This is a genomic window from Gordonia insulae, from assembly GCF_003855095.1.
Lineage (GTDB): Bacteria > Actinomycetota > Actinomycetes > Mycobacteriales > Mycobacteriaceae > Gordonia > Gordonia insulae.
Map to the genome: position 1 here is coordinate 1 of NZ_CP033972.1, position 24,780 is coordinate 24,780.

Annotated in this window: 29 protein-coding genes; 1 reads left to right on the top strand and 28 read right to left on the bottom strand. The window is 66.2% G+C overall.

Annotated features, from left to right (window positions below):
- Positions 1 to 122: 122 nt before the first annotated feature.
- From D7316_RS00005 to D7316_RS00090, 16 genes are all read right to left on the bottom strand, one after another.
- The gene (locus D7316_RS00005; RefSeq protein WP_124706481.1) at positions 123 to 446 is read right to left on the bottom strand and encodes a hypothetical protein; all 324 of its coding nucleotides are present in this window, start codon (positions 444 to 446) and stop codon (positions 123 to 125) included.
- Positions 443 to 811, bottom strand: coding sequence for a hypothetical protein (locus D7316_RS00010; protein ID WP_124706482.1), 369 nt, complete (start codon positions 809 to 811; stop codon positions 443 to 445). The genes D7316_RS00005 and D7316_RS00010 overlap by 4 nt, the downstream gene beginning before the upstream one ends.
- Entirely contained in the window at positions 811 to 2,055 is a 1,245-nt protein-coding gene (locus D7316_RS27345; protein ID WP_232016697.1) for a peptidoglycan DD-metalloendopeptidase family protein, read from the bottom strand. Before D7316_RS27345 ends, D7316_RS00010 begins: the two co-directional genes overlap by 1 nt.
- Positions 2,056 to 2,087: 32 nt before the next feature.
- Positions 2,088 to 3,680 carry a Gp37-like protein gene (locus D7316_RS00025; protein WP_124706483.1) on the bottom strand — a complete coding sequence of 531 codons (1,593 nt, stop codon included), beginning with the start codon at positions 3,678 to 3,680 and terminating at the stop codon, positions 2,088 to 2,090.
- Positions 3,677 to 4,516: a hypothetical protein gene (locus D7316_RS00030; protein ID WP_124706484.1), complete on the bottom strand. Its 840-nt coding sequence runs from the start codon at positions 4,514 to 4,516 to the stop codon at positions 3,677 to 3,679. The genes D7316_RS00025 and D7316_RS00030 overlap by 4 nt, the downstream gene beginning before the upstream one ends.
- A complete protein-coding gene (locus tag D7316_RS00035; RefSeq protein WP_124706485.1) occupies positions 4,516 to 8,613 on the bottom strand; it encodes a phage tail tape measure protein in 4,098 nt (1,365 codons plus the stop codon). Before D7316_RS00035 ends, D7316_RS00030 begins: the two co-directional genes overlap by 1 nt.
- Positions 8,614 to 8,895: 282 nt before the next feature.
- On the bottom strand, positions 8,896 to 9,432 hold the full coding sequence (locus D7316_RS00045) for a DUF7426 family protein (protein ID WP_124706486.1): 537 nt from the start codon (positions 9,430 to 9,432) through the stop codon (positions 8,896 to 8,898).
- A gap of 27 nt (positions 9,433 to 9,459) precedes the next feature.
- A complete protein-coding gene (locus tag D7316_RS00050) occupies positions 9,460 to 9,966 on the bottom strand; it encodes a phage tail tube protein (RefSeq protein ID WP_124706487.1) in 507 nt (168 codons plus the stop codon).
- 2 nt (positions 9,967 to 9,968) lie between these two features.
- Entirely contained in the window at positions 9,969 to 10,418 is a 450-nt protein-coding gene (locus D7316_RS00055; protein WP_124706488.1) for a hypothetical protein, read from the bottom strand.
- Entirely contained in the window at positions 10,415 to 10,747 is a 333-nt protein-coding gene (locus D7316_RS00060; protein ID WP_124706489.1) for a hypothetical protein, read from the bottom strand. The genes D7316_RS00055 and D7316_RS00060 overlap by 4 nt, the downstream gene beginning before the upstream one ends.
- 10 nt (positions 10,748 to 10,757) lie before the next feature.
- Entirely contained in the window at positions 10,758 to 11,072 is a 315-nt protein-coding gene (locus tag D7316_RS00065) for a hypothetical protein (RefSeq protein ID WP_124706490.1), read from the bottom strand.
- Entirely contained in the window at positions 11,072 to 11,491 is a 420-nt protein-coding gene (locus D7316_RS00070) for a hypothetical protein (protein ID WP_124706491.1), read from the bottom strand. The genes D7316_RS00065 and D7316_RS00070 overlap by 1 nt, the downstream gene beginning before the upstream one ends.
- A gap of 2 nt (positions 11,492 to 11,493) precedes the next feature.
- The gene (locus tag D7316_RS00075; RefSeq protein ID WP_124706492.1) at positions 11,494 to 11,775 is read right to left on the bottom strand and encodes a hypothetical protein; all 282 of its coding nucleotides are present in this window, start codon (positions 11,773 to 11,775) and stop codon (positions 11,494 to 11,496) included.
- Between the two features lie 77 nt (positions 11,776 to 11,852).
- Complete coding sequence (locus D7316_RS00080; protein ID WP_124706493.1) at positions 11,853 to 12,041, bottom strand: hypothetical protein; 189 nt, start codon at positions 12,039 to 12,041, stop codon at positions 11,853 to 11,855.
- 2 nt (positions 12,042 to 12,043) lie between these two features.
- On the bottom strand, positions 12,044 to 13,075 hold the full coding sequence (locus D7316_RS00085; RefSeq protein WP_124706494.1) for a major capsid protein: 1,032 nt from the start codon (positions 13,073 to 13,075) through the stop codon (positions 12,044 to 12,046).
- 49 nt (positions 13,076 to 13,124) lie between these two features.
- Entirely contained in the window at positions 13,125 to 13,649 is a 525-nt protein-coding gene (locus D7316_RS00090; protein WP_124706495.1) for a hypothetical protein, read from the bottom strand.
- A 127-nt stretch (positions 13,650 to 13,776) separates the two neighbouring features.
- On the opposite strand from D7316_RS00090, the gene D7316_RS27025 reads away from it, so the two are divergent.
- The gene (locus tag D7316_RS27025; RefSeq protein ID WP_164473699.1) at positions 13,777 to 13,950 is read left to right on the top strand and encodes a hypothetical protein; all 174 of its coding nucleotides are present in this window, start codon (positions 13,777 to 13,779) and stop codon (positions 13,948 to 13,950) included.
- Positions 13,951 to 14,347: 397 nt separating this feature from the next.
- Here D7316_RS27025 and D7316_RS00095 read toward each other — a convergent pair whose 3' ends face one another.
- The 12 genes from D7316_RS00095 to D7316_RS00145 all read right to left on the bottom strand — a co-directional run bounded on the left by D7316_RS00095 (position 14,348) and on the right by D7316_RS00145 (position 24,709).
- Entirely contained in the window at positions 14,348 to 15,391 is a 1,044-nt protein-coding gene (locus tag D7316_RS00095) for a phage minor capsid protein (RefSeq protein ID WP_124706496.1), read from the bottom strand.
- 9 nt (positions 15,392 to 15,400) lie between these two features.
- The gene (locus tag D7316_RS00100; protein WP_164473700.1) at positions 15,401 to 17,020 is read right to left on the bottom strand and encodes a phage portal protein; all 1,620 of its coding nucleotides are present in this window, start codon (positions 17,018 to 17,020) and stop codon (positions 15,401 to 15,403) included.
- A 25-nt stretch (positions 17,021 to 17,045) separates the two neighbouring features.
- Positions 17,046 to 18,359 carry a PBSX family phage terminase large subunit gene (locus D7316_RS00105; protein ID WP_124706498.1) on the bottom strand — a complete coding sequence of 438 codons (1,314 nt, stop codon included), beginning with the start codon at positions 18,357 to 18,359 and terminating at the stop codon, positions 17,046 to 17,048.
- A gap of 166 nt (positions 18,360 to 18,525) precedes the next feature.
- Complete coding sequence (locus D7316_RS00110; RefSeq protein ID WP_124706499.1) at positions 18,526 to 19,002, bottom strand: helix-turn-helix domain-containing protein; 477 nt, start codon at positions 19,000 to 19,002, stop codon at positions 18,526 to 18,528.
- Positions 19,003 to 19,047: 45 nt separating this feature from the next.
- Positions 19,048 to 19,290: a hypothetical protein gene (locus D7316_RS00115; RefSeq protein ID WP_124706500.1), complete on the bottom strand. Its 243-nt coding sequence runs from the start codon at positions 19,288 to 19,290 to the stop codon at positions 19,048 to 19,050.
- Positions 19,291 to 19,595: 305 nt separating this feature from the next.
- Entirely contained in the window at positions 19,596 to 19,733 is a 138-nt protein-coding gene (locus tag D7316_RS27030) for a hypothetical protein (RefSeq protein WP_164473701.1), read from the bottom strand.
- Positions 19,734 to 19,937: 204 nt separating this feature from the next.
- Positions 19,938 to 20,609, bottom strand: a complete 672-nt coding sequence (locus tag D7316_RS00120; RefSeq protein ID WP_124706501.1) for a hypothetical protein — start codon at positions 20,607 to 20,609, stop codon at positions 19,938 to 19,940.
- Entirely contained in the window at positions 20,606 to 20,881 is a 276-nt protein-coding gene (locus tag D7316_RS00125; protein ID WP_124706502.1) for a hypothetical protein, read from the bottom strand. The genes D7316_RS00120 and D7316_RS00125 overlap by 4 nt, the downstream gene beginning before the upstream one ends.
- On the bottom strand, positions 20,878 to 21,123 hold the full coding sequence (locus tag D7316_RS00130; protein WP_124706503.1) for a hypothetical protein: 246 nt from the start codon (positions 21,121 to 21,123) through the stop codon (positions 20,878 to 20,880). The genes D7316_RS00125 and D7316_RS00130 overlap by 4 nt, the downstream gene beginning before the upstream one ends.
- Positions 21,120 to 21,491, bottom strand: coding sequence for a hypothetical protein (locus D7316_RS00135; RefSeq protein ID WP_124706504.1), 372 nt, complete (start codon positions 21,489 to 21,491; stop codon positions 21,120 to 21,122). Before D7316_RS00135 ends, D7316_RS00130 begins: the two co-directional genes overlap by 4 nt.
- Positions 21,492 to 21,504: 13 nt before the next feature.
- Positions 21,505 to 21,915 carry a hypothetical protein gene (locus D7316_RS00140; RefSeq protein ID WP_124706505.1) on the bottom strand — a complete coding sequence of 137 codons (411 nt, stop codon included), beginning with the start codon at positions 21,913 to 21,915 and terminating at the stop codon, positions 21,505 to 21,507.
- Between the two features lie 307 nt (positions 21,916 to 22,222).
- Positions 22,223 to 24,709 carry a DNA primase family protein gene (locus D7316_RS00145; protein ID WP_124706506.1) on the bottom strand — a complete coding sequence of 829 codons (2,487 nt, stop codon included), beginning with the start codon at positions 24,707 to 24,709 and terminating at the stop codon, positions 22,223 to 22,225.
- Between the last annotated feature and the right edge of the window lie 71 nt (positions 24,710 to 24,780).

The following is a 24,780-nucleotide window of genomic DNA, read 5'->3' on the forward strand; positions in this document are numbered from 1 at the left end:
CCGGGGCTGCTGCGCCTGCGCGTGCAGCAACTGCCGATGCGCTTCGGCCTGCCGAAAGTGCGCGTCCGCGATCACCGGATCGGACGGTGGCGGATTCGAGGTGGGGCGTCGTGGCCACCGCATCACGCCTCCTCGAGCTGCTTGTGCAGAGCCTCACCGATCCGCACCTGCAGGTGCGCGGCGTCGGCGAGATCCGAGATGCTGTCGGCCTGAGTGGCATTCGTCGTGACCAGCGTGCTGTTGGTGTTCGTCAGCGCCACCAACGCACTGGCTTGGGCGGCGATCCGGTCCCGGAGCTCGGCGGTGTTCGATTCCACGGTGGCCTTGGGGACGAGGTCCCCGCGGACGATCGCCCTCATGACCATCGCGAGTACACCGATGAGCACGAGGGCGAGTGTCCCGACAACGTAGAGCGCGATGTTGTCGGTCAGGTGCGGCGGGATCATTCCGCGCTGGCGGGCTCGCTCGCCTTCGGGGTCACCTGCGGGCGGGTGCCGACGAAACCGAGTGCGATGGTCAGCAACGCGAGCAGCGCGCCCTGCTGTTCGGTGGTGAGGTCCAGGCCGAACGCGACGACGAGCGGGATGCCGGTCTGCACGACGGCGACGAGCGCCGGGTAGATGCTCTCGCGCACGGTGATCACGACGACGAGACCGAGGATCGCGTTCGCCGCGGCGAGGATGACGCCCTGGGTGTCGGTCGAGATGCTGAACCCGAACGTGGTCAGGAGCACGAGTGCCGCTGAGATGAGTGCTGTCCAGGCGGCGGGCTCACGTCCGAAGACGAGGCGGGCGGGTGAGGTGGTGGTCATCACTTCTTCCCTTCGAGGGTGTCGCGGGTGTTGGGCACACCGCTCTTCGCGGCCTCGGCGGCCACGAGGTCGTACAGGGTGCGGTTGCCGCCCTGCTCGAATCCGCCGTACTCGCCGGCGTTACGGCCGCCGGTGAGCTGCTGGCGGATGTCCTTCACGTCAGACCCGATCGGGCCGACGTAGACCTTGAGGCACTTGTAGATGAGGGCTTCAACCTCGGCCATTGTTGCCATCGCAAGCCAGTCCTTTCCTCCGTTGTAGATCGATGTCGCCCTCGAAATCAGTTCGTCCCAAGGGAAGTTCGGCCCCGGGTCGGTGTGGCCACCGCCCCATTGGCCGAAGTCTCGATGCCCGCACACGCCCGGCGCGGTCGGGAACTTGCCGCCGACGTACCGGATCGGGATGTCACGGACGGCACACCGCCAGGCGACGAGCGCGGCGGTGCGCGTGAGCTGGAGGTCTTCGTTTTTCCCATCGCGGGCGTCCGGCTCCAGCCACTTGTCGCGCTTCCACGCCGCGAACGATCCGGCCATCAGAATGTGATCGCCGCGGGTGTTGGCGTTCATCGCCGACCACGGGTTCTGATCCCACGGCACGACGAGGACGGTTTCCCGGTCGTCGCAGACGGCGTTGTAGGACACCTGCGCTGCTGGGGTGCAGAGGTAGTTCGTGATGCTCGCCGCGGTGCCCGAGCCCTCCTGGGTATGGATGACGATCCAGTCGACATCGCGGCCGCCAGAGTGGCGGTTCGGCGAGATCTGCGTGCGGGTGACCGGGTTGGGTATGGCAGCCATGGGAGCCTCCTTGGCGGGTGTCGATGATGTGGTCTCGCCCGGGAACCCGCGGCCGGCGAGCCACTTCGCGGGGTCGATGCGGGTGCCGCCGTAGCCGCGTTCCCAGACGGTGATGTGCAGGTGTGGTCCGGTCGATCCGCCGTTGGAGCCGACGTAGCCGATCAATTGGCCCGCGGCGACTTTCGAGCCGACCTTCAGGCCCGTAGCGAACGCGTCCCACATATGCCCGTACTCGACACACCCAGCCCCCTCGTCGTCGTCGGAGTCGATGACGATCCACTGGCCATAGCCGTCGGCGCCGCCGATGTACTGCACGGTGCCGCCCTGGCAGGCGTAGAACGGGGTTCCGTCCTTCGCGGCAAAGTCGAGGCCGTAGTGGAACCCGCCGTCACGCAGGCCGAAGCCTGAGCTGATTGAGTAGGTGCCCTTCTTCAGTGGATACACACGCATGGGTCAACCACCTTGTGTTGCAGAGGGATACGTCAGATCGCATTCGCGAGCGCGGCGAAACCGCCCTGCGCTTGACCGAGCAGCCCGAACGCGCGATCCCACGGACCCTGAGCGCGTTTGTCGAACCCGATCGTCGGCTGCTCGATCGCCGCCTCACCGGGCACATGCTCGATGGACACCTCCGACACATACTGTTCGACGACGTTGCCGGCATCCCAGCATGTGATGGTGTCGCCCAATTGGTAGCGGCGAGCGGTGCCGTTGTCGGCGCCGAAGCTGATGCCCCGACCGTCGGCGGTCCCCGCGGTGGCGGTGATGACCAGCGACTCCTTGCCGCCCTCATCGTCGAGCATCTTGTGCGCCACCGCGTACGCGTCGAGACTGTGCGCGGCGGTGTTGTCGGCGAACCGTTCCGGTAGGCAGTCGTCGGGGCCAACCGCGTTGCGGATGTCGTGATCCCAGAACACCTGGTAGGCGAAGAACACGTTGTCGAACAGGTCACCGACACCGACTGACAGCCCCGCGATACCACCGGCGCCGGGGATGGTGGCGATGGCCGCGATGATCGCGGCGATGGCGAGGTTGGCGCCGATCTCGATCACGTCGTTGATGACCGACGGCGACTTGCCGCCAACGATCGCCTGCCACAACGTCGGATGTGAGGCATGGTATTTGAATCGGCCGATCTGGCCTGCGTCGGAACGGAACTGGACGTTGCGACGGTCACGCTTGAGGTGGGTGTCGAAGACGTAGCCCGCCCGGTTCATGCTGTACGACCACAGCCCGTCGTTGACCGGCTTGAGGAGCTGGGTCAGGTCGAGGAAGTTGTCGGACGAGTAGTTGATGATCGACTGCAGCGCGGCTAGGGACGACGTGTTGAAGACCTGAGGGGAGGTGCCGTGCCCGTCCCACACGTTCATCGTGACACCCATCTCCAGGCGTTCGATTGTTGGCGTGAACAGGTCGGTGAGGCTCGGGAAGCGGGCCTGTAGCCCGACGCCGCCCTCGCCGATGTCGAAGATCAGGTCGAGCAGATCTTCGACCGAATCGATGTCATCGAGGTCGGGTTGCTCCCAGCCTTCCGGCTGTTTGATCGGCAGCGCCGCGAACACTGGCACATCGAGTCGGGTCGCCACCGAGGCGAGATACGACTTCATCACCGGGTCGGGCCAACCCCACCGGATGTCTTGCTTGCCGGTGATGTTGAACTGCACCTCGGGCGGGAACAGGTTGTTGACCCACGCGTTCATCGACGACAGCCAGATCGTCTTGTTGCTCTTGACTGTGTACTCCCACGGCGCGCGGCCGGGCGCCCCGTCGAAGTCGACATCCATGATCCGGCCGGAGAACGCGGGCAACCCGTTGTATCCGGCGCGGAAGTGCCAGCACGTGGTGTCGATGTTGTCCTTGCGGATCTGGTCGACCAGCGGATGGTCGGGCGCCAGCGAAAAGCGGCCCTCTTCTGGCGCGAGCCCCCACGTCGGTTTGATCATTGCGCGTTCGTAGCGGCCGATCGGACGCCATTCGATCACCGAGTTGGCGCCGGTACCGCTGCGGCGGCCGACGTCGAAGTAGTCGAATGCCGCCTCGTCGTTGTTGGGGCGCGCATACCCGGGTGCAGTCACAGGGCGCTCCGGTAGATCTGCGGCACCGTCACATCGAGCTTCGTCGCCCCGGTGGTGCTGGTGCCGGTGATGTTGACGGGGATGCCGGTGGTGCGGGCCGGAGCCTGGCTACGCCACCGGTCATCGTCGCCGCCGACCGCGGCCAGCGTGTACAGACTCATGGTGCGGTCGACGCCGGCCTGGTCGGTGACGCCGTACCAGTTCGGGTCGGTGTCGATTTCGAGATACTGGCCGCCCGCCAGGTTCGGCAATTTGACCTGCTCGTCGAGCAGGCCGAGGCGCGGGTTGGTGATCGGCCCGGTCAGCCGCATACGCACCCACGACGGCACGGTGCCGTGATTCTCGACGGTCGCGGTCGCGAATTGTGCTGCGGTGAAAGAGTATTCGAGCGGGTACGTGCGCCAGTCGGATTCGTCGGATTGCAGCACGATCTCGTCGAGGATGAAGGTGTAGCGGACGCGGTCCCAGTTGGCCGGGCCGGGGCGTTGCGCGAGACGCATCACCTGCCAGCGGTCGGACTCGACGAGACGCAGACGCATCTGATTGTCGCCGCGCTGCGTTTCACCCTCACCGAGCCCGTCCCGCCACTTCGAGAGGACGTTGACCGCGGCAGCGTCGGCGAGCCCGTGACGGACAGGATGCACGATGGCGCCGATCGCCACCTGCCCGGCCTGCAGGTCGGTGCCGGTGACGGTGATACCGCGCTGGCCGACACCGTGGATGGTGTCGTGTTCGAAGGGGGCGCCGTCGATGCCGCGCACGTACTGCGGGGTGACGGGGCTGCCCTGCTGCAGCCAGGTTTCACCGTTGAGGTCGGTGAGCTGATAGTGCGGCATCAGCGCCTCGATGCGATCTGTGGGGCGTTGAATGGGTCCTTGATGCCGTCGACCTTCACGGTGATGTTCTTGCCCTCCTTGACAGCCCAGATGAGTTCGGCGATCTGCTGCTGGATCTGGCCACCCACGCTCGACAGGGTCGAGGACACAAGCCCGGTGTCGGTGGTGCCGGTGCCGATCTGCGGGGTGATGTTGCCCAGGTCGACGTTGCCGGTGATCGCCATGTTGGCGTACGGCTCGATCGTGTTGTAGGCGGCAAACCCTGCACCGGTGGCCAGGCCGAGCCAATCGTTCCAGTTCTTCGGCGCCATCACATCCGAGGTGTCATGCGTGTAGCCGCCGAAGCCGACTGTGCCGCCCCCGGCGAACCGCGGCGGTTCCACCTGGCCGGCGTTGATGGCCTTGAGGAACGACCGCATGCCGGGCTGTTCGGCGACCTGCTTGCGGATGATCTCCTCGCCCGGCATGCCGAGAAGGTGGACGCTGTCAGTGTTGCCGACGCCGGGGATGGTGCCGCCGGTGGCCATCTTCGGAACCTGCTCGACCTTGTAGCCGGACGGATTCTCCTTGGCCAGCTTCAGCGCCGCCTCGGCGTCGCGAACCTTCTGCTGCGCCTTGGTGATCGACTGCTCGGCCGACATCCTCGTCGACTCTTTCGCCTTCGGGTCGAGTTCGCGCTGACGTTGTTCGGCGATCGCGAGCGCCGCCTTGGCATCCTCGAGGTCCTCGGTGGCATCGGGAACCGACTTGACCTTCGTCTTCTTGGTCTTCGTCTTCGAGTTGGTGCCGTCGGTGCTCTTGTCCGACTGGTCAGCCCAGTACTCGTCCCACGCCTTCTGCTTCTCGTAGTTGTCGATGATGCGCTGGCGGTACTGCTTTTCGCCCTTCCACCACCACGGTTCGAGCGGGTTGGAGAAGTTGAGCGTGACGAGGTTGGGGTCTTCGGGCGGCTTCGACGGGGTCGACGTCGCGCTGCTGTCCGAATCCGACGACGAGCTGTCGTCGCTCGGGCTGGCGGATGCGCCGGGGGTGGCCGACGGCGAAGTCATCGTCAGACCCGCGCGCAGCCCGTCGTCGGACTCGCGGCCGGGCAGGCCCGAGCCCCACGGGCTTCCGCCCTCGGCGTTGAAGATCTTCGCGGCGATGATCGACTGCTGCTCCGGAGTGGCCTGACCGGCGGTCGGTGCGTACTGCGTGCCGCCGTAGCCCGCCCACGTACCTTTTGCGATCTGGTAGAGGCCGGACGCCTCGTTGCCGCCAGAGTTGGCATCCTGGATGCCCTGCACGATGGTCGGGTTTCCGCCCGACTCACGCTGGATCAGGTGCGCCCACTCTGGGTTTGGCGACGTCCAGGTGCCGTCAGGCTTCTGAACGATGGGGACGATCGCGACCGAGGGTGCGGCCGCGGCCCCGCCTGCTGCGGCGAGCGCTGCCATGTGGCCGAGTGCCCAATGCACATGGTCGGCGTGACCGTTCATCGTCCCGGCGCCGTAGAAGCCGAAGCCGTCGCCGACATTCTTGCCGTCCTTGATGTTGTGGTCGAACGGCGAATGGATCAGCTCGAGCGAGTCGGCGAAGTTCTGCGCGATCCACGCGGCGATCTGGCCCATTGGTCCGCCGAGGTCGATCGCCTTGCCGGCGTTGTGGTAGTCGGCGTGTCCTTCCGTCTGCACGGTGCGGGTGGCCGAGGTGAGGACGGCGTTGGGGAACTGGGTGCGGACGGCATCCCACATCGACTGCTGCTCGGGCGTGGTGATGCCTTCGCCGGAGATGTTGCCCAACTGGACGAGCCCGCCGTCGGCGAAGCGGGGGAACTGGCGCTGGTTGACGGCGTTCATGAAGTCGACGCCGTAGTAGTCGACGGCGGAGGCCTGGTGCACGAACTCGCGGTTGGACAACGCGGCGAGCACCCGGTCGTCACGGGGTCCGCCCGGACCGGAGACCAGCCCGCCGTAGGCCCGTTTGAGCACGCCGAGACCCTGGCCGAACGCCGGGTTCTCGATGACCGATGCACCCGATCCGGTGACCGTCGCGTACACCTCGATGTTCTTGCGGGCGTTGGCGAGCCAGTCCCGCTTCTTGCCCTGATAGTCGCTGTCGTCGGCCTTGACGATGATCTGCTTGCCGTTACGGGTTTCGACCTCGACGCCGATCTCGCGCAGCTTGCCGAGCACCTCCGGTGCCAGCGGTGCCTGCACCTCGATGTTCTTGTCGTTGTTCGTGGTGACCTGGGCGCCCATCGCGCGCAGCCGGTCGAGCACGCCCTGACCGCCCGGGTCGGTCACCGAGATCGCCTTACCCTCGGGGATCTGATGGATGTTGTTGGCGAGCTCGAGCGCTTTCTGTCCGCCGGCCTTCATCGCGTCGCCGGCATCGATGGCGTTGGCAGCCATGGTGCGGATGTTGCCGCCCGCGTTCACTGCCAGGTCGCCTGCGGACTTCATCGCGCGCCCGGTCTCGCCCAGCGCCCCGGGGAGGTGCGACCCGAGTTCACCGGCCACCTTGAGCGCGTTGCCGATCGGGATGAGAAATGCATCGGCGATGTAGGAGCCGACCCCGAGGACGGTGGCACCGAACTGAGTGAGGTAGCCGCCAAGGATGAGTAGGCCACCGCCGAACTGAACACCCGCTTTCGCCGCGGCGAGGAAGGCGTTCTCGATGTCGCGGGAGTGCGTGGTCACCCAGTTCGCGGCGTCGCCGACCTGCGGAGCGAACGCCTCGGCCAGCTTCACCTTCATGTTGTCAGCGGCCATCGAGATGCGGTTCCTGACGCCCTCGATCGAGGATGCGGCGCCGCCCATGTCGTCACCGGCACGTTGCGCGGCGCCCCCGACGTCGCCGAATTCCCGCTTGGCTTTCGCCAGATCAAGGCTGTCGATCGCCTGGCCGAGGTCCTCCCACTGGGTGCCGAACAGTTCGACGCCAATACGGTTTCGCTCAACCGGGTCCTTGATGTTCGCCAGCGCGAGGAGCGTCGTGCGGGACATGCCCAGCGCGGCATCTCCACCCTTCGCGAACGCGGTCGCTGTTTCGTCGACGTTCAATCCGAGCGAGGTGAAAGCGTCCTCGGTCGACTTCGATCCGTCAACGACTCGAATGCTCAGTTCCTTCATCGCGTCCGCTGCGATGTCGGTGTCACGCGCACCGGCCTTCGACATCTGCGAGATCGTGCCCAGCGCTGTCGCCCCGTCGATTCCGAGCTTGCGCCACTGGGTCGAATACTCGACCAGAGTGTCGAGCAGGTCGCCAGAGACGTTGAGCCCCCTCTGCTGCGCGACCGTGATCAGATCGAATGCCTCGGTGGCGTTGTCGGCGAGGCCGGTCTTCACCATCTGCCCGGCCGCGCGCGCCGTCTCTTCGACGTCGTAGCCCATCTTCTTGAGAATCTCGAGCTTCTCGATGACCGGCTGAATCTGGGCCGCGCTCGCATTGCCATCGAGGAGCCCCGACTGCATGGCGACACCGGCGGCGCGCATGTTCTCGTTGACGCCTTCGCCCCACGCATTGCCGTAGGCACCGCCCGCCGCCTTGCCGACCTCAGCCATCTGCCGATCGGTGAAACCGAACGTGGCTTTTGTCTCGCCTCGCTGAGCCTGGATCTCGAAGCCCTGCATGACGTTGTCGGCGAGCAGCTTGCCTGCGCCGATACCGAGCGCCGCGGCACCGGCCAGCGCGATGCCGACAGCGCCGCCCTTGCCGCCGATCTTCGCGACACCGGGCGCGAAGCCATCCAGGAAACCGCCCGCCGACTCCCTGCCCGATTCGGCTGCCGCCTGACCCATGCCGGAAAACGACTGCGAGAGTGCCTGCTTGCTGTCGGAACCCGCCTTACGGAACGCGCCGGTGATGCCGTCACCCGCCGACTTCGCGTCGGCCTCGGTTTTCTTGAGCGCCGACGACATCTGCGTCTGCGCCTTATCGACCGACTGGGCGGCGTCCCGACTGCCCTTGGTGAACGCCTTCTCGGTCTGCTGGCCGGCATCCTCGGCTTTGCGGCCGAGCTGCTTGAACTCGGTGCCCGCCTTGTCGACATCGGACTTGAACTGGTCGATGTCGAGTTCCATCGTGGCGCGGAGCTTGCCAACGTCAAGAGGCATCGGGTGTGCTCCTTTCGGCGCGTAGGGCGCGAGCCAGCCGCGTTTCGGTTTCGATCAGGTCAAAGATGCGCAGTTGCAGCCACCGCCAGGTGCGTTCACGCAGGACACCCGATTCGACGTCGACCGCGAACTCGGTGTGCAGGTCGAGTTCGATTTCGCGCCAGTGTTCGAGCAGGTTGCGCCAGGTGAGAGGTTCAGGTTGCCGCGATGGGGCGTACTCGAGAGGGTTTTCCCACTCGCGGTAGTTGGTTCCGGGGACGGGTTGGCCGCCGCCGGGGTCGTCTACTCCGAGGGCGCCGGGGCGGGGGTCGTACCAGCCGCGCGAGCCTTTGACCCAGCCTTCTTGGCCGGCGCCTTCTTGGCGGCCGCCCGCCGCGTCGCCCGATTCGGCTTCTCCGGCTCCGGGTCCTGTTCGGTCTCCGATGCCGGTGCCGAGAAGTTTGGGAGCGGAATCATCCCCGATTCCCAGAACTTCTCGGCCATCTCGTGACTCATGCCGAACCACATGAGCGCGGTCTGCAGCGCACGCAGTGCTTGGTCGCCCGACACGTTGTCGGTTTCCATCTGCTCCCACGCCGACCCGGCATCACCGGTGATGACCTTGGTGTCGGGATCGTAGGTGGCGCCATAGATTTCGGCGCCGAGCTGCAGCGCCAACGTCTGCGACTCGTCGCGGGACTGCCCGATCAGGTCGGGGTTGGTGTAGTAGTCGCGGATGCGCAGCACCAGATCCGCCGACGGTGACACGGCGTACTTCTGGCCGTTGATCGGCAGGGCGAGTTCCGGGGTGAGGAACTCGCGCAGGTCAGAGAATCCCACTGAATGGCCTCCTATTCAGCGTGGGGATCAGGGGGTGGTGACGGTGGGCTTCGTGATGGACTGCGGCTTGCCCTGCACGAGGATCTGGCCGGAGAACTTCTGCAGCGAACCGGGCTTGCCGCCGTCGACGGTCACCTTCGAGATGACCTGCGCCTGGTAGGCGATGTCGAGGCCGTCACGCCGCCACCACCGCAGGATGACCGAGTTGCCGAAGTCCTCGGCGGCGGCGATCAGGGCGGCCTGGCCGGGGTCCTGGGTGAACTCGTCATCTTCGATGACACCGCGGACGTTGCCGGTGACGTCGATGTTGTAGGCGCCGGACACGCCGACCTCACGCTTCCAGCCGTCGTCGTAGATGTCGGTGGCGTCTTCGGTGCCGATATCGGGCTTCGGCGAGAAGTCCGTCAGGCCGTAGATGAAGCTGAACGTGGGGGCTTCGTCGGTGCCTCCGGTCTGGATCTGCACCTCCCATTTGCCTGCCTGGATCAGATCGGGTGCGGCGCCGGTTTCGTGAACGAGAGGAACTGTGGGCATTGTCATTCTCCTGGGTTGTAACGGATTTCGTACGAGTCGGGCTTCGACCAAGCGCCGTTGTCGAGCTGGGTCTCACCGACGACGGTGCGCAGACACCACAGGGGTGACACACCACCCGGCCACGGGCCGGGAGTCTCGGAATGCATCGCCTCGAAGAAAGCGTGCGTGCGGGCGTTGACCGCCAAGCCCCCGTCGTCGCCGGGTTCACGGAATCGCCACTGGGCGTAGATGAGAGGGTTGGCGGTCTGCAGGCTGTCGTCCTTCTCGGGGGCGACGTTGTACAGGTTGACCGAGACGGCGCGCACCGGCGGGTCGGGGAGTTGACCGAAGACGACGAGCGGCAGGTCGGGGACAGCCGGGATGTCAGGAGTCGGCCGGTAGCAGACGAGCCCGAGGTCGTGGGCGCGCTGCGCCATCGCCATGATGACGTCGTACGGGTTGACGGCGGTCACGACAGGGCATCCCGGATTTCGTCGGCGACCGCCTCGAGGATTTCGCCGACGTTGTTGGTCAGCCCGTTCTCGAGGTACTTCGCCTCACCCTTGCCCTTGTGCTTCCAGCCCAGTTCCTCGTGCTGCCGGGCGGCGTAGACGCTGGAGTATCCGACGGCGGCCTGGGTGCCTTCGGCTACGGCGACACCGGAGCGTTCGAGGTCGCCATACTCGAGCGGCACCTTCCGGTTCGATTCGTCGAGCAGAAGGTCGGCACCGGCCTGCAGTCCGCGTTCGGCGGCGGGTTCGATGTCGAGTTCGTCGCCGTCCCATTCGATCTGGATGCCCACGGCGGTCTCCTCAGTCGAGGTCGATGGTGTAGTGGTTGGGCATGTCGGCCATGCCGGTGTCGTGGCGTTCCTCGGCGATCACCCGACGTTCGAGTGCGGAGTGCGACGGCACGGTGACGATCGAGTCGACGGGGATCGTCGGCGTGTTCAGCGGATAGGTGATGTGCGCCTGCGACACGATCTGTTCGCCGTCACTGTTGCGGATGAGTTTGGCGCCGTAGCGAACCCGACCGTGTTCGGTGGTCGGGGTGGCGTAGGTGGCGCCGAACGAGCCTTGCCCCGTCTTGCGTTGGACGGTGGTGGCGATGGTGAGGAACTCGTCCATTAGACCAACCCGGATGCGAGACCCACGTTGCGTAGGACGGCGAGCGCGGTGGTGCAGAGCCGGATGGTGGAGTCGATGCGGGCCTGCGTGGCTGCAGCGACCGAGGCGGGGTCGTACTTCCAGGTGGCTCCGTCGACGGTCGTCTCCGTCTTGACCATCGCGATTCCTGCCGCGCCGGCCGCGACCGCCGTCACCCCCGCTTCGATCCACTGCTCGACCTGTGCGCAGGTGGCGTCGCGCATCGCGGCGGCGAGATCGTCGTCCGACGGCTTGCCGGACGGCACCGTGTCGTACAGGTCGTTGCGGCACGCCCGGCCGACGAGGATGGATGCCTGCCGCAGCATGCGGTCGACGTCGTCGGTGTCAGGTTCCGATCCGATCCAGGTGACCAGCTCGGCGTTGGTGGCGTAGACGATCATGATCAGGCGACATCCGGAGGTAGCGGTACGTCATCGGTGATCTCCGGTTCAGCCTGCTCGCCGAACGCGACATCTTCGGTGAGTTCCACTTCGCGCGGCTTGGGCTTGCGGCTGCGCTTCGCCTTGACCGGCTCCTCGTCGATGACGCTGTAGCCCTTCACTGACAGCGCGGCGGCCAAGGCCGGACTGTCGGGTGTGTCGGCGATGCCGTCAACGAACTCGAGTTCGCGGGCCGAATGGATCTCGGTGCCCGAGAACGAGGGTCGTTTGTGCTGGATTCGCACGATCGTTTCTCCTTGGGGGAGTGGGGAGTCAGGCGACCCAGCGGGAGGCCACGCCGGGCCGCCTGACATCTGGGGGCCTACTCGCTGGGCTTGGCCGCCGGCTTCCTGGCGGCTGCCCGCTTCGGCGTTTCCACGGTGTAGCCGTGGCGGTCGAAGTAGGCGAGTGCGTTCGGGTCGTCGGTTTCGCCGACACCGTCGACGAACTCGACCCCCGCCACCGTGCCGTTGTACTTCTCGACGGGGGTGCGGACCTTCGCGGCGGCCATGGTCACTGCACCTTGATGTTGCGCAGGACCGAGGCAGCCTTGGTGGCCTTGAGCGCGCAGCCGACCGGCCCGAGCTCCACCTCGCCCTTCTTCACCGCGCCCGCGGTGCTGAAGTCGGGCAGCCACGTCTGCACCAACTGGCCGCCAACCGTCGAGACGCCATGGAAGCCGTCGAGGGCTGCCCGGTAGGCGTAGATGTCGGTGAGGCCGGTGATGTTGCCGCCCGCACCTCCGCCATCGGTGTCGCGGGTGGCGATCGGGATGACCGGGTTGTTGGTGCCCGGCTTGTTGCCGGCGTCGACGAGCAGGACGCCACCGTAGGTCTCGCGCTCGATGGGGCGGCCGTTGGCGCCGACGAGACCGTCGACCGGGTCCTTCACGTACTGGCCGGAGCGGCGGGCGATGGCGCGCACGCGGGCCAGGGCGCGGGTGTTGGCGACGATGATGGTCGGCGATCCGTCGAGGGTGGACAGCCACTCGTCGAGCAGGTCGAGCGCCTTGAACGCCATCCGCTGGTCGGTGTCGAAGTCGGTCCAGTTGATGTAACCGGTCGACACGCCGTTGCTCAGCGGCAGGTACTCGGTGGCCGAGCCGGTGAGCGCCTTGTCGAGGCCGTCGAAGCCGTTGGAGTCGACGGCGGTGTCACCGTTGATGAGCTCGTCGTTGAACTTGGCGCTGGCGGCCTTCACCTTCTGGGTGATGTTCAGGGCGACGTTGCTGGATGCGGCGGGCCCGAGCTTGGCGAGGACACGGTCGACCTCGAACGAACCACCCATGACGGCGAGCGTGACGCTCTTCTTCTCGGTGGTGACGTTCTGCGGCGTGTACTCGGTGTTGTAGGCGCGGGTCGCGGCGGTCGGCTGGGTGACCAGTCGCCGGTAGCCGTAGTCGAGGGTGCCGCCGCCGGTGGGCGACACCGCATCGTCGAAGGGCAGCGAGTCGAGGACCGCGTTGGTCTTGCGGAACTCGTCGATGACCATCGGGTCGTAGTCCTCTTGCGCGTTGAGCTTGGACTCAGCGAGGGACACAGCCATGGTGTTCTCCTAGTTGTGTTGTGCCTCGCACGGCGCGAGGTCGGTGGGGTTATCCGCCAAGGGCTTTCGAGATGGCGCCCTCGAGGCTTGTGGGCTTCTTCGCTCCACGGTCTCCGCCGCCCTCGCTGCCGCTCCGTTCGGGCGGTGCAGCCTTCTTGAGTCGGTCGGCGAGCTTTTTGGCGCGGCCTTCGATCTGGTCGGCGGGTACGCCGTCGAGGAGTTCGAGGTCGTCCTTGTCGAGCTTGTAGTCGACGGCAGCCTGCAGGAGTGCGGCGCGACGCTCGGCAGCTTCGGCGCGGGTCGTCGCTTCGGTGGCGGCGGCCTCGGCTTTCTGCTGCTCGTTCATCTGGGACTTCTTGAGCTTCGCCAGTTCCTGCGCGGCGGCGTAGTTCTCCTTGGCGCGCTGTTCGTGCTTGCGCGCTTCGGCTTTCCAGTCGGTTGTGTCGGCCTTGGTGGCTTCGGTCTGTGCAGACTCGGTGCCGGTGGCCGTCTCGGTCGTCTGGGTGGCGGTGTTGGCGGCCTGGTCGGTCGCCGTGCTGTCTTCAGTTGTGGTGGTGTCGGCTTCGTCAGCCATGGGGTGTTCTCCTGCCATGCGGCATCGGACCGGCCACCGTGCGGTGGGTCGGCCTGGGTGGATAACGGGGTGGCCACGAGTGGCCGATCCTCACCGCGATGTCGGTGAGAAGCTCTACTGTGTCGCCATGGCAGAAGTGACAATGCAGGCGACCGGCCGCACCTGCGAGAAGTGCGGAAAGGGTTCCCTTTTCATCAAGACCGTGAAGATCTTGGGCCACGGATCGTCGACGCCGCGACGGGTTAACCGCTACGAGATGTGCGAGGGCAATCCGAAGTGCAGCTACAACGAGCCGCTGTAGCGGTGCAGCTGGTCTGTCGGGGTGCGCTCCTATCATGGTCGACATGAATAGAAGCTGGTTAGAACCGTCAGGTGAAGTGTGCCCGAGATGTGGTGTCGAGATGACCGTCAGGGTCGTCGAGGTGAATGCGTGGCAGGGCACTTTCGAGAAGCGCGGTGCCCCGACTTGCACGGAGACACCGGGCTGCAACTCGAGCCGGTCGACGTCGTGAGCGGCGAGCATGTCGGGCGATTCCATCAGCTATGAGGAGGCGGAGGGCGCGGGTCCGTGCCCCTCGTGCGGTGAGCCGCTCTACATCTGTGTTGTCGTGTTCCAGGACATGCGCCGAGGCGCGATTAGGGCGTCTTCGGACCCCGCGTGCTTCGCGCCGTGGTGCGAACGCAGTGTTGACTACTAGCTAGCGCGCCGCCGTGATGCGCTCACGTGCCGGCTGACGCTTCGCCGACGTCGTGTCGACGTGCTCGCGGATCTGCGCCTGCCGCGCCCGCACCTTCGCCCGCGCCGCCTTACGTCCCGCGTCGTCGAGCGCGGCGGCCTCCTCGCGCCTGGCCGCGCGCACCTGTCGTTCGAGGTAGCGGAGCTTCTGGCGGTCCTTGTCGCCCTGCGGGTCCGCCGTCTCGCCGAATGAGCGCGTCCGGCCCGGCTGGTAGCGCGTGATGCTGTGGCGGCAGCCCGGGTGGAACAGGCCGCGGCGCTTCGCCTCGTCAAGGGTGGTGCGTTGACCCTCGGGTTTCAAGGCCAGAACCTTGCCCTCGAATGGTCGGCACTTCTCGCACTCCTGCGGCACATCCGACACGATCACCAGGTTGTGGCCGTTGGCGATCAGCCGGTTCGTGTGGCCTTGGATCGCGGCCTCTTTCGTCGCCTGCCTGCTGGCCATCTCGACGTAGCTCGCTGCCTCCCAGCGTTTCCCGGCCCGGTCGATGAAGCCGGTCACCCCGTTGGCGGCCAGCCTGCGCAGCGCCCGGTCGGCGGCCTCGCGGCGGGTGATGGCGCCCTGCGCGGCCAGTGGGGTGGTCTCGACGATCACCCGGCGGTAGATGTCGTCGACCGACCGGAAGATGCGGGAGCGCGACGCGGTCAACGTCTGCTCGAGTTCAGCAGCCACGGCGGCCACGGCGTACGGGTCGACCATCGCCGAGGCGGCACCGGCCGCGGTCATCTGGCCGACGGCGACAGCAGCACCCCGGTTGCCCGCCTGGACGATGACCTCGCGCACCGCGATGGCCGAGTCGGCACGCAGCTTCTCCAGCACAGCGAGCGCCAGGCGTTGGAAAGTCTGGATCTCGCGCAGCTGGCGTTCGGTCCAGTGCTCGTCGGCGTCGAGCCCCTTGTTCAGGTGCACGGCCAGTTGCCGCAGCAGTTCGTACTCTGCGGTGCTGTACAGCTCGACGATGCGGGCGGCGAGCTCTTCGGCCTGATGCGGGGACAGCTCGGCCATCCGTCGATGCTACTTCGCGGGCGAGTCGGGCGTCGGAACTGCGTCCTTCGCCTCGTCATCATCGGCGAGCTCGTCCATCGGGTCATCGTCGTTCTCGTCGGTCGGCGCGTCGGCTCCGAAGTCAGACTCGCCCGGGCCCATGATCGAGATCGGCGCGGTGTCCTCATCCTGGATGCGAGCCACCTCGGCCTCGACCTGCTTGTCGTCCCAGTCGGGGTTGACCATGCGCACCCGCGTCTCCGTCGACGCCGCTTTCGCCTGCGCCAGGATGTTGACCGTGTCGGCGACCGCGCGCGGCGACTCCTGATGCGTGTCCGGCCACTCCACCTCGATCGGCTCGGCCGGCGCGGTGCCGCCGAACAGGTGGGCGTCGATGCGCAGCTGCGTGGTGGCCAGCCGTGACAGCCCCGACCACAGGCGGATCTTCGCCGAGCGGGTCGCGTTGGTGTCGCGCTCCTTGGCGTCCACCTCGGTGGCCGTGGCCGCGACCTCGTCTTGTAGGCCGAAGGTGATGGGGGAGTAGCCGACCCGCGAGATCGCCTGCCGCAGCAAGCCCTCGAAAGTGCGCTGGTGTTCGTCGACGCGGATGTCGAACTGCTGGGCTTCGAGCAGTGACACCGCCTCACCGTCCTTCGTCGCGGTGCCGATCGGCGAGAAGATCGTCTGATCGAGATCGAAGGCGCTACCCTTGCCCGCGCCCAACGAGGTCAGGATCTCCTGCGAGGCGAACATGCGGCCTTTGCCCAACTCGAGGTCGCGCATCCACGACGACCACGTCTCATCCATCGCATCCAGCAGTCGGATGACGTCGATGGTGAGGTCGGAGCGGCCGAGATGGCGCAGCGCGGGTTCGTTGCGCCACTGCGGGTTCGGTCGCATGTTCGGGAAGTACTCGACGGCCAGCTCGTCGACGCCGAGGCTGACGATGGTGCCGTCGGACAGGTGCTCGGCGAGGTGCTGGGTGTCGGGGTGCTCGGTGAGCGGCTTCTGACGTCCGATGTTGTCGCGGGAGCCCATGTACAGGCTGTGCTCGATGCGACCTTTGCCGTAGTACTCGACGTGGCGCAGCACCACGTTGTCGCCGAGGTCGTGATCCAGTTCGGTCCAGAAGGTGCAGCCAGTCAACCGTCCCCACCGGAACTCGGGGATGGCGCGGTCGGCGTCGACATAGTCGATCCAGGTGTGGTCGTCGACGTCCTTGTCCCAGACGACGCGGCCGTACACGCCGGACAGCATCGAGGCGGCCTCAGCGCCCACCAGCATGCGGCTGTACACGTCGTCGACGTTGAGGATGTCGTCGACGAGCTGCTGAGCGGCCTTGTCGCCCTCGGCGGCGCGGAAAGTGACCGGCTCTGACAGCAGGGTCGATGCGGCGATGCGGCCGATGTCGGCGGCCACCGGCACATGCAGCTTGCGCGGCGGATGCAGAGTGGACGGCGTCTTGCCCCACCAAGCATCCCAGGCGCGGCGGGTGCGGCGGGTGCGGGATCGGGTGCGCGCCTTGGACACGTCGTCGTAGCCGGTCGAGCCGCCGCGGTAGTAATCGACGAGGAGGTCGGGGTCGCCGGCCCACCAAGCTTGCCGTTCGCGGCACGCTTCGAGGACTTGGTCGTGTGGCTTGGGGGCCACGGGGAGTTGGCCGCGGGCAATCCGGTCACGCGGCCACCTCCTCATCTGTGGTGTCGTGCATGGTCAGGTCGATGTAGGGCTGCCACCACGGGCGGCTGGTCAGCACCCCGTAGCGCAGGGCGTCGACGGCGTGGTCGTCGACCTTGATCGGCGCATCCTCGCCCTTCTCCGACTTCTTGGTGTCCCACACGTAGTTGGGCAGTTCGCCGATCAGCTCGGTGCAGCTGTCGTGGATGAACAGGCGGCCCGCGGTCAGCAGGGAGGCGATGACGCCGATTCCGTCGAGCACCTTGTTGTTGCCCTTGAGAATCTGCTCGAAATGGTCGGCCAGTAGCTGTCGTCGGAAGCCTGCGGCGGCGGGGTCGACGAAGGTGCGGTCCGGTTCGCCTGCTGTGCGGTAGAACTCGGCGAGGCTGGCGGATCGTTCGGCTTCGGTGCCGGGCCCGGGCGCCCACTCGGCCACCACGTACAGGTTGTTGTCGACGCCGAGGCTGATGAGTTCGCCGCGGGTGGCGTTGGTGACGCCGTAGTCCACTCCGCAGCCGAGCAGGGCTTGCATCTGCGGCAGTTCGGTGACGACGTGGCGGTCGGGGTCGAACATGTCGTAGATGGCACCCTCGGCCAGCGACCATTCGCCCAAGATCATGCGCTTGTACCAGAGGCCGGTGTACATGGCTTTGGTGCTGGCGACGAACTCGGGGTCGAGGTTGTGGGCGTTGTCGTCGAGGGTGAAGCTGACCCTGACCAGGTTGATGGGTCGGTCGGGGTGACCTTCAGGTAGCTCGGCGTAGTCGGCGCGGCGGTCATGGAAGGTGCCGTGGCGGTCGATCCACAGCATCGCCTTGTCGAGCCAGTTGAGCTTGAACCAGTGCCGCGGGCCTTCGGGGTTGCAGGTGGCCCACAGGGTGGCTCCGCGCACCGAGAGGCGGCTGGTCAGCATGTTCCAGTAGCTCTCGGGCAGCGTGGACGCTTCGTCGACGTAGGCGCCGGCCAACGTGATGCCCTGGATCTTGGTGCGGGCTTCTTCGTTGTTGGCGCCGATGAGTAGGACGGGGCGGCCGCAGATCTGGACGATGCCGAGGCCGCGGAGGATCTTGACGCGGTGGGTGCCGAGCATGTCCTGGATGGGCAGGACGAGGTTGTTGATGACGGTGCGTTCGGTGCGGCCGGTCATCAGGAGGTTGCCGGCTGGGCCGGTACGGACGAAGCGGACCCATTCGATGAGTGAGCCCATGGTTTTGCCGGCGCGGACGCTGCCTTCGTAGATGTTGAGGCGTCCGCAGGAGTTCTGTGCTGCGAGTAGCGCTTTGCCTTGCAGCGGCGTGACGGAGAGTGTCACTGAACAATCCTCATCGTCCACGTCCTGGAGCACGTGACGCAGTCACATCGAAGGGACGGCTTCTGCCGAACGACGGCGACCTTGTGGCCAGGCATGTGGTGGTGCAGCACGATTCCTGGGATCATGCACAGGTTGCAGATCGCCGACCACCACATCGCAGCCGTGCTCACGCCGTCTCACCCCCGCCGAGCATGGCGTCCGCCCAGGCATCCACCGCGCTAGCCTCGGTGTCCACCGACAGGTCACGTAGTCGGTTCGCCGCGGTCGTCGCGATCGAGCTGGCCTGCATGATGTTGCGCTGGTCGGCATACGTCGGCTTGGCCAGCGTGTGCTCGTTGTAGATGTTCTCGGCGCCGCCGAAGCTGTAGACGACGGCCTCCTCGTGCAGCTGGTCGAGCAGGCCCTCGGCCTCGACCAGATAGCGTTCCTCGAGGCGGACCCGGCGGGCTGCGGCGTCGATCTTGCGGGCCTCCACCGCTTTCGCCGTCTTCGACCGGTCGAACGTCAAACCCGCCTGCTTCGCCCACCGATTGACAGTCTGCTTGCTGCGACCCATCTCGGCGGCGATGGCGTGCAAGCTCATACCGGTGGCGTGCAGGTCGGCGAGTGTGACGTCGTCCTGGTCGGTCCATGGTCGTGGCATGAGCGTTCTCCCGTGCGGGTGAAAGGTCGACCCGTGCGGGTCTGGTCAGGTTGGTTCGGCGATCCCGGTGATGTCGGTGAACCGATCCCACAGTTGATCGATGCGGCCAGGTCGGGGCGGTCGGCCGTCGCGAGCCTGCTGGCGGATCTCGTAGATGGGCTCGAGGAGGTGGTCGCGGATGTCGATGATGTGTCGTGGGTCGACGTGGCCACGGTCGCCTTTGACGGCTGCGGCGACTTCGGCGCAGAGCAGGGTGAAGCGGTCGTTGGTGTCGGCCTGGTCGGTCATCAGGACGCCTTGGTTTCGCGCCACGTCCCAAGGTCGCCGACCTTCACCACCAGATACCTGCGAGCCGCCGGCTTCGTCTGCTCAACCAGCTCGAGTACCACTTCGTCGAAGCTGCGTGCCCGCTCCACGAGTTGGCGGAGCGCGTCGAACGCTTCAGCTTGTCCGTCGACGGTGGGGGCGGCGGGGATGATGCCGATCGTATTGTGGTCGTCGGTCCACAGGACGCCGTAGAAGGGTCCTGCCAGCGTGATCCACCGTCCGGGCCGGTGGCGAGGTCGCCGGTGGTGGACCAGGCGGTCGGCGTGTCAGGCATGCGACCATGCCGCATCCCAGGCGTCCACCCACGCCTGGTGCTGACGGCTGCGGCGGGCTCGTGTGCTGCGCAACCATCCTGCGGTGACGACGGCGAGCCGTAGCGGCATCAGCAGGGCGTAGAGCAGCACGGTGGGACCTCCTGAATGGGATTCGGCGGTGGTTTCGGTGTCGAGGCTCGACCTGCGCTCGCACCCGACGCAGTCGCACGCCCTGCGCTGTTCCCGGAGATGGGAGATATGGCGAAGCCCGCCAGACCAGGGGGATGGTGGCGGGCTTGCTGGTTGCACACTGTGTGCGCATGCGCAGCATATCATTGGGGGTCGCCGGATTTGTCAAGCCTGCAGCATCTTCGGTCTCGCGCGTGTCTCCCGTGCCCGTTTGTGCGCGGCCAGCACATCGCCGAGATGGTAGAACCACAGGCCAGTGTCGACGTCGCGGGAACCGTTGAGTAGCTTGCGTTCCCGCAGGTGTTTCACGCGTCGCGCCGTCAGCCCCTTCGCCTGATCGCCGAGTTTGTGGGCCAGTTTCTCCACCTGGTCGGCGGTGACGACCTGCCGGTTCGCCTCGATGACCATCTTGTGATTGACGTGGTACTCGCGTTCCAATGTGCCTGTCGAGCGAGCACACCGGTCCAACACACGGCGCAGCGACTCGAAGATCTCGCGCCCGTCAGCCATCACCGCGATCGCCACCCGATGCTTCTTCAACCACGCCGCCGTGGCTTCGAGGCCCATCGGATCGGGGTCGACCTTGCGATGCTCGCAGATGTGGCGCACCGTCGTGCTCAGCTCGTTGGACAGCTCGTCGATGAGGTCCTGGGCGCCAATATCGTAGGGCGGGCGCGAACACGGCTGAGATTGGACGTGAGGCCCAGCAACACCATTGCGGGCCAACGTGTCCGTCGCGGCGATCGTCAACCGATCCACCATGTCCCCGACCCGCTCGAGCTTGCCCGCCAACTCGTCCAATTCACCGTCAGTGACGGGCAACTTTTCCTGCGTCATGCCTGCTCACCGCCCTGCACGCGCGACTCAGAGCTAGGAACGTGTGGTCGTTCGAGGGGTAGCGACTTCCAGACTTCCTCGTGAACCGACTTCCCGGGATTGATACCGAGGGCCGCGTTGATGACTGTCGTCATGGCGACGTCGATGATGATCGACAGAACGCCCCCGAGTGCCGGCCACCGATTCTCCGCCCAGTCGATGCATTCCTGCAGCGAGGCTCCCTCGGCGAGCGGTCTGTGAAGCGTGGGAACGCGATTGACGATGCGGTTCATGCTGTTTCCCCTCGACGGTTGTACACGGATGGCCGGATGGCGGCCGCCCCGATCTGGTCGCGACCGATGCGTCCCTCTTTCAGTCCGGGCGGCGGATGCCCGATGTGCCAGCCGTCGGAGTGCTGGCAGCGGTAGACGCTCATGGTGTTGTCGCCGATGTGGCGGCGGATCTTCTTGGCGTCGCTCTTGCGGTGGTAGGCGCGTTTGCCGCAGATGCAGGTGTGCCAGTCGGTGAAGGTCATGCCGCATCACCGCGGGCGTTCTTGTAGCCGGCCACCTCGAGCAGGGTCAGCATGTCCTCGAGCGGCATCACGGCCAGATGGATGGGCGGGCGTCCACCGACGCCGCGGCGCTTGACGGTGAGGAACCCGAACGCCGCGCGGGCCCGCCCGATCTGATCGTCGAGCTGCTCGAGCCAGTCCCGCCAGTTGGGCGTGGCGACGTCCTTGGTCTGGACGATGACCATGCCGTTGCGGTCGAGGAAGATGTCGCCCTGGTCTTCCATGCGGCCGGGGCGAGTGCGGACGGCATCAGTGAATCCTTTCTCGTGACAAATGGCGAGAATGTCTCTCTCGTATTTGTCGCCTTTTGCTTTCATGCGGTTCGCCATTGTTCGCCTTCTTTCAGAAATCGGGAGTGTCGGGGAATTCGGTGGTGCGTGTTTTCTCGGTCACGTTGTTTTCGACGAGGGCATCGGGTGTCGGCCGGTCGCAGTCGTGCTCGATGTGCGCCCAGCTACGCGCCACCGGTGGCCACCGGTGGGTGGCGCTGGCGATGTCGGCGCGCACTCCGACTCGGATGTAGATGCGGCGTCCGATGCCGGCGTAGGTGCGCCAGCCGATCTCGTTGAGTGGGCGCGGGTCGAGTTGGCGGGGCAGGCCGCCGATGCGGGCGGCGAGGACGGTTGCCCGGCATCGCGGGCACGCCACCGGGTCGAGGTCGGTGGTGTGGTCGCTCTTGGGTGTGGCGGGCCGCTTCGGCGCGGCTTTCTGGCGGTGGGATGCGCCGCAGTCGGGGCAGACGTGGGTGGCCATCAGATCGCCTCCGTGGCCTGTGGATAACTCACCCGACAGGGACCGCAGGGACCGAAATTGTGCATTGTTACTCCCGTAGCGTTTTTTCGGTGCTTGCTCTTGCTAATTCCCCTGGTCGCACTCTCATTTTTCGCATAGAGGAAACTTTTAGAAATTTCGGTCCCTGCGGTCCCTTTGGGGGTATATGCGCTGGTCAAAACAGGGACCGTTCGAAAAGTCTTCGGTCCCTGTACGGTCCCTTCGGTCCCTGTAGCACCTTGAGGCAGGGACCGAAGTGGGGACCGTGCGGTCCCTGTGCATAACTCACTCATTCGCCACTCCTCGGATCGTCGATATCTGCCTCGATGAGTGCGATTCCGCGGTAGAACTTCCGGTCGTTCGACTTGGCTATGCTGGTGCCCGTTCTGCGCCGGATTTCCCGGCCGAAAGTCTGCGCACTCAGCTCGCCGACCCCGTTGTCCTTGCACCACCGCGCATAGACCTTGCGGACCTTCGAGGTGTCGGCTTTGACGACGTCGGAGCCGGGCGCCAGGTGCAGGCAGTCGATGACGAACTGCCCGAACGCGTCCTCCTCGCGTTCGTAGCGCGCGGTGGCGTCGATAACCGACCGTGGCTCCCTGAGACCGCTGGTCGCGTCTTGGGCGCCCGCGACGATCCAGGCGAGAATGCCGGGTCCTTCTTCGTCGATGAGGATGTCGGCGAGTCCTTCGACTTTCTTCTCTTCGGGCACGGTGTGTGTGAACGGAATGAGCCGCAGGCGCCGCCAGAATGATTCCCCGCCCATTTCTACGGCGGGCTGATGATTGCCTGACAGGATGAGTGTGTGCGATGGCGTGAATTCGAATGGGTTGGAGTACAAGAATCTCGCGGTGATGCGATCACCGCCGGTGAGACTTTTCATCCGTTCCTCGTCGAACCGTCCGTCGGTCGGCACTTCGGAGCAGACAGCGAGTCGGGCGCCTGCCAGCCGGGCGAGTTCGGTGTCGTGGCTGTAGCGATTGGAGATGAGTACCGAGCTGGGCAGTGTGATGGCGTAGTCACCGAGGATGCGGGTGATGGTGTCGGTGACGACGCTCTTGCCGTTGCCGCCGGGCCCATGCAGGAAGGGGAGCACGTGATGGCTGACGCGGCCGGTGGCGGCATATCCGAGTACCCGCTGCAGGTAGCCGATCATCTCGACGTCGCCGTTGAAGGTGTCGAGGAGGAACCGGTCCCACCGCGGCGTGGGTAATGTCGGGTCGTATCCGGTGGCGGTGATCTTGGTGTGATTGCCGGCTGGTCGGTGCTCGTGCTGCAATCCGCTACGCAGGTCGATGGTGCCGGTGGGCGTATTGAGCGCGAACGGGTCGGCGTCGAGCTCGTCGGCGGTGACCCGGATGCGTCTGTCGCGGCGCGCGATGGCGATCATGTTCTCCAGCCCGGCGCGGCCGCGGCTCTTGGTCTTGAATGCCCGGTCTTCTTTGTCGCCTTCGGGGAGTGCGTTCGCAACCGCGATGGCTGCGTCGAGTGCGCACGAGTCGTCCTCGCTGATGGTCCACCGGTTGCTATCCCAGGAGAGCCAGGCCGATCGTGCCGGGTTGTATCGCAGCTTGTGACCGTGGTGATGGACGAGACGTTGCGAGTTGCCCAGGTCGGTGTAGCTGGCTCGGATTGGCTGTCCGGCCGGCGCGAGCGCTGTGGCGCCTTCGGTGCGTGCCGCTCGACTGATGGCGGCGATGTTGTCTCCGTCGATGACGGTGAATTTCGGCTCGTGGCTGTGTGCGCCGAGCTCGCGGTCGATCTGCGTCTCGCCCATGAATGCGGCACGCTGTTCGCCCCAGGTGATGCCGTCGCGGACTTCTGAGGGTGCGACGGCACGGGCGTTCGATCCGCTGCCGCACAGCTCTTCCAGGCGCCGGGTGAGCATCGCGATGGCGTCGGTGTGGCCGGCGGCGGTGATGCAGCCTTTGCGCCGCGCGCAGGCCAGCCGGGTGGCGCAGGCGAGCATCCATGGGTGGCGGGCGTCGGGTGTCTCGGTGGCCCAGGCGGCGATCATCTTGGTGACGTAGCCGCAGGTGGTTTCGGCCCATGTCCAGGTGCTGGTGTCGACGGGTTCGTCGAGCATGGGGTCGCTGGACAGTTCTGGGACGCCGTATTCGTCGAGGCGGTCGCAGATTTCGCCGAGGGTCAGTGGTGAGCCGGTGTCGCCGACTGCCGAGGTGGGGACGGGGTCGCCCTTGTGGTTGGTGGTGCCGGGGACGCGCAGGATTCGCGGTAGGTCGAAGACCGAGTCGACGGCGATGCCGCGGTGTCCGGCGATGGTGGCGACGAGGCGTCCCCACCGTTTGAGGATGGCGGCGGCCATCGCGGTGCGTTCGGCGGTGTCGAGGACGGTGTTGTCGTCGTCGTCGATTTCCCAGAGTGGTTGGAGTCCGTGGCCGGAGGAGATGATGATCGATGGTCGGGTGCCGATGGCGGCGCTGATGTCGTCGATGAGGGTGTGGGCGTCGTCGATGGTGGTGCAGGCCCCGGGTTTGATGTCGAGGTCTGCCCAGAGGCAGGTGAGGGCTTCGACGGTGTCGGCGGCGCCGCGGGGTCCGGTGCGGGGTGGTCCGGCGACGGGGTTGACGGCGAACCAGACGTCGGCGTCGGGGAGGCCGGTGGCGGCGATGGAGACGAGTTGCGGGGTGTTGACGATGGTCTGGAATCGTCCGTCTGCCGGTTTGTAGCAGAGTGCGGTGTGGGTGTGGTGGCCGAGCGTGTCGAGGACGTCGGCGAAGGTGAGTGGGGTGGTCGGCGTTGACCGTGGGTTCACGTTGCGCGCCTTTCGTTCTCGGTGGTTTGCTGGCAGGTGTGGCATTGTCTGCGGCGCCAGGTGGTGGCGGG

Excerpts from the sequence above, each read along its gene's own strand:
- D7316_RS00005 (WP_124706481.1), bottom strand. The coding sequence starts at position 446 with ATGATCCCGCCGCACCTGACCGACAACATCGCGCTCTACGTTGTCGGG.
- D7316_RS00010 (WP_124706482.1), bottom strand. The coding sequence starts at position 811 with ATGACCACCACCTCACCCGCCCGCCTCGTCTTCGGACGTGAGCCCGCC.
- D7316_RS27345 (WP_232016697.1), bottom strand. The coding sequence starts at position 2,055 with ATGCGTGTGTATCCACTGAAGAAGGGCACCTACTCAATCAGCTCAGGC.
- D7316_RS00030 (WP_124706484.1), bottom strand. The coding sequence starts at position 4,516 with ATGCCGCACTATCAGCTCACCGACCTCAACGGTGAAACCTGGCTGCAG.
- D7316_RS00035 (WP_124706485.1), bottom strand. The coding sequence starts at position 8,613 with ATGCCTCTTGACGTTGGCAAGCTCCGCGCCACGATGGAACTCGACATC.
- D7316_RS00050 (WP_124706487.1), bottom strand. The coding sequence starts at position 9,966 with ATGCCCACAGTTCCTCTCGTTCACGAAACCGGCGCCGCACCCGATCTG.
- D7316_RS00065 (WP_124706490.1), bottom strand. The coding sequence starts at position 11,072 with ATGGACGAGTTCCTCACCATCGCCACCACCGTCCAACGCAAGACGGGG.
- D7316_RS00070 (WP_124706491.1), bottom strand. The coding sequence starts at position 11,491 with ATGATCGTCTACGCCACCAACGCCGAGCTGGTCACCTGGATCGGATCG.
- D7316_RS00080 (WP_124706493.1), bottom strand. The coding sequence starts at position 12,041 with ATGGCCGCCGCGAAGGTCCGCACCCCCGTCGAGAAGTACAACGGCACG.
- D7316_RS00085 (WP_124706494.1), bottom strand. The coding sequence starts at position 13,075 with ATGGCTGTGTCCCTCGCTGAGTCCAAGCTCAACGCGCAAGAGGACTAC.
- D7316_RS00090 (WP_124706495.1), bottom strand. The coding sequence starts at position 13,649 with ATGGCTGACGAAGCCGACACCACCACAACTGAAGACAGCACGGCGACC.
- D7316_RS27025 (WP_164473699.1), top strand. The coding sequence starts at position 13,777 with ATGGCAGAAGTGACAATGCAGGCGACCGGCCGCACCTGCGAGAAGTGC.
- D7316_RS00095 (WP_124706496.1), bottom strand. The coding sequence starts at position 15,391 with ATGGCCGAGCTGTCCCCGCATCAGGCCGAAGAGCTCGCCGCCCGCATC.
- D7316_RS00110 (WP_124706499.1), bottom strand. The coding sequence starts at position 19,002 with ATGCCACGACCATGGACCGACCAGGACGACGTCACACTCGCCGACCTG.
- D7316_RS00115 (WP_124706500.1), bottom strand. The coding sequence starts at position 19,290 with ATGACCGACCAGGCCGACACCAACGACCGCTTCACCCTGCTCTGCGCC.
- D7316_RS00120 (WP_124706501.1), bottom strand. The coding sequence starts at position 20,609 with ATGACGCAGGAAAAGTTGCCCGTCACTGACGGTGAATTGGACGAGTTG.
- D7316_RS00125 (WP_124706502.1), bottom strand. The coding sequence starts at position 20,881 with ATGAACCGCATCGTCAATCGCGTTCCCACGCTTCACAGACCGCTCGCC.
- D7316_RS00130 (WP_124706503.1), bottom strand. The coding sequence starts at position 21,123 with ATGACCTTCACCGACTGGCACACCTGCATCTGCGGCAAACGCGCCTAC.
- D7316_RS00135 (WP_124706504.1), bottom strand. The coding sequence starts at position 21,491 with ATGGCGAACCGCATGAAAGCAAAAGGCGACAAATACGAGAGAGACATT.
- D7316_RS00140 (WP_124706505.1), bottom strand. The coding sequence starts at position 21,915 with ATGGCCACCCACGTCTGCCCCGACTGCGGCGCATCCCACCGCCAGAAA.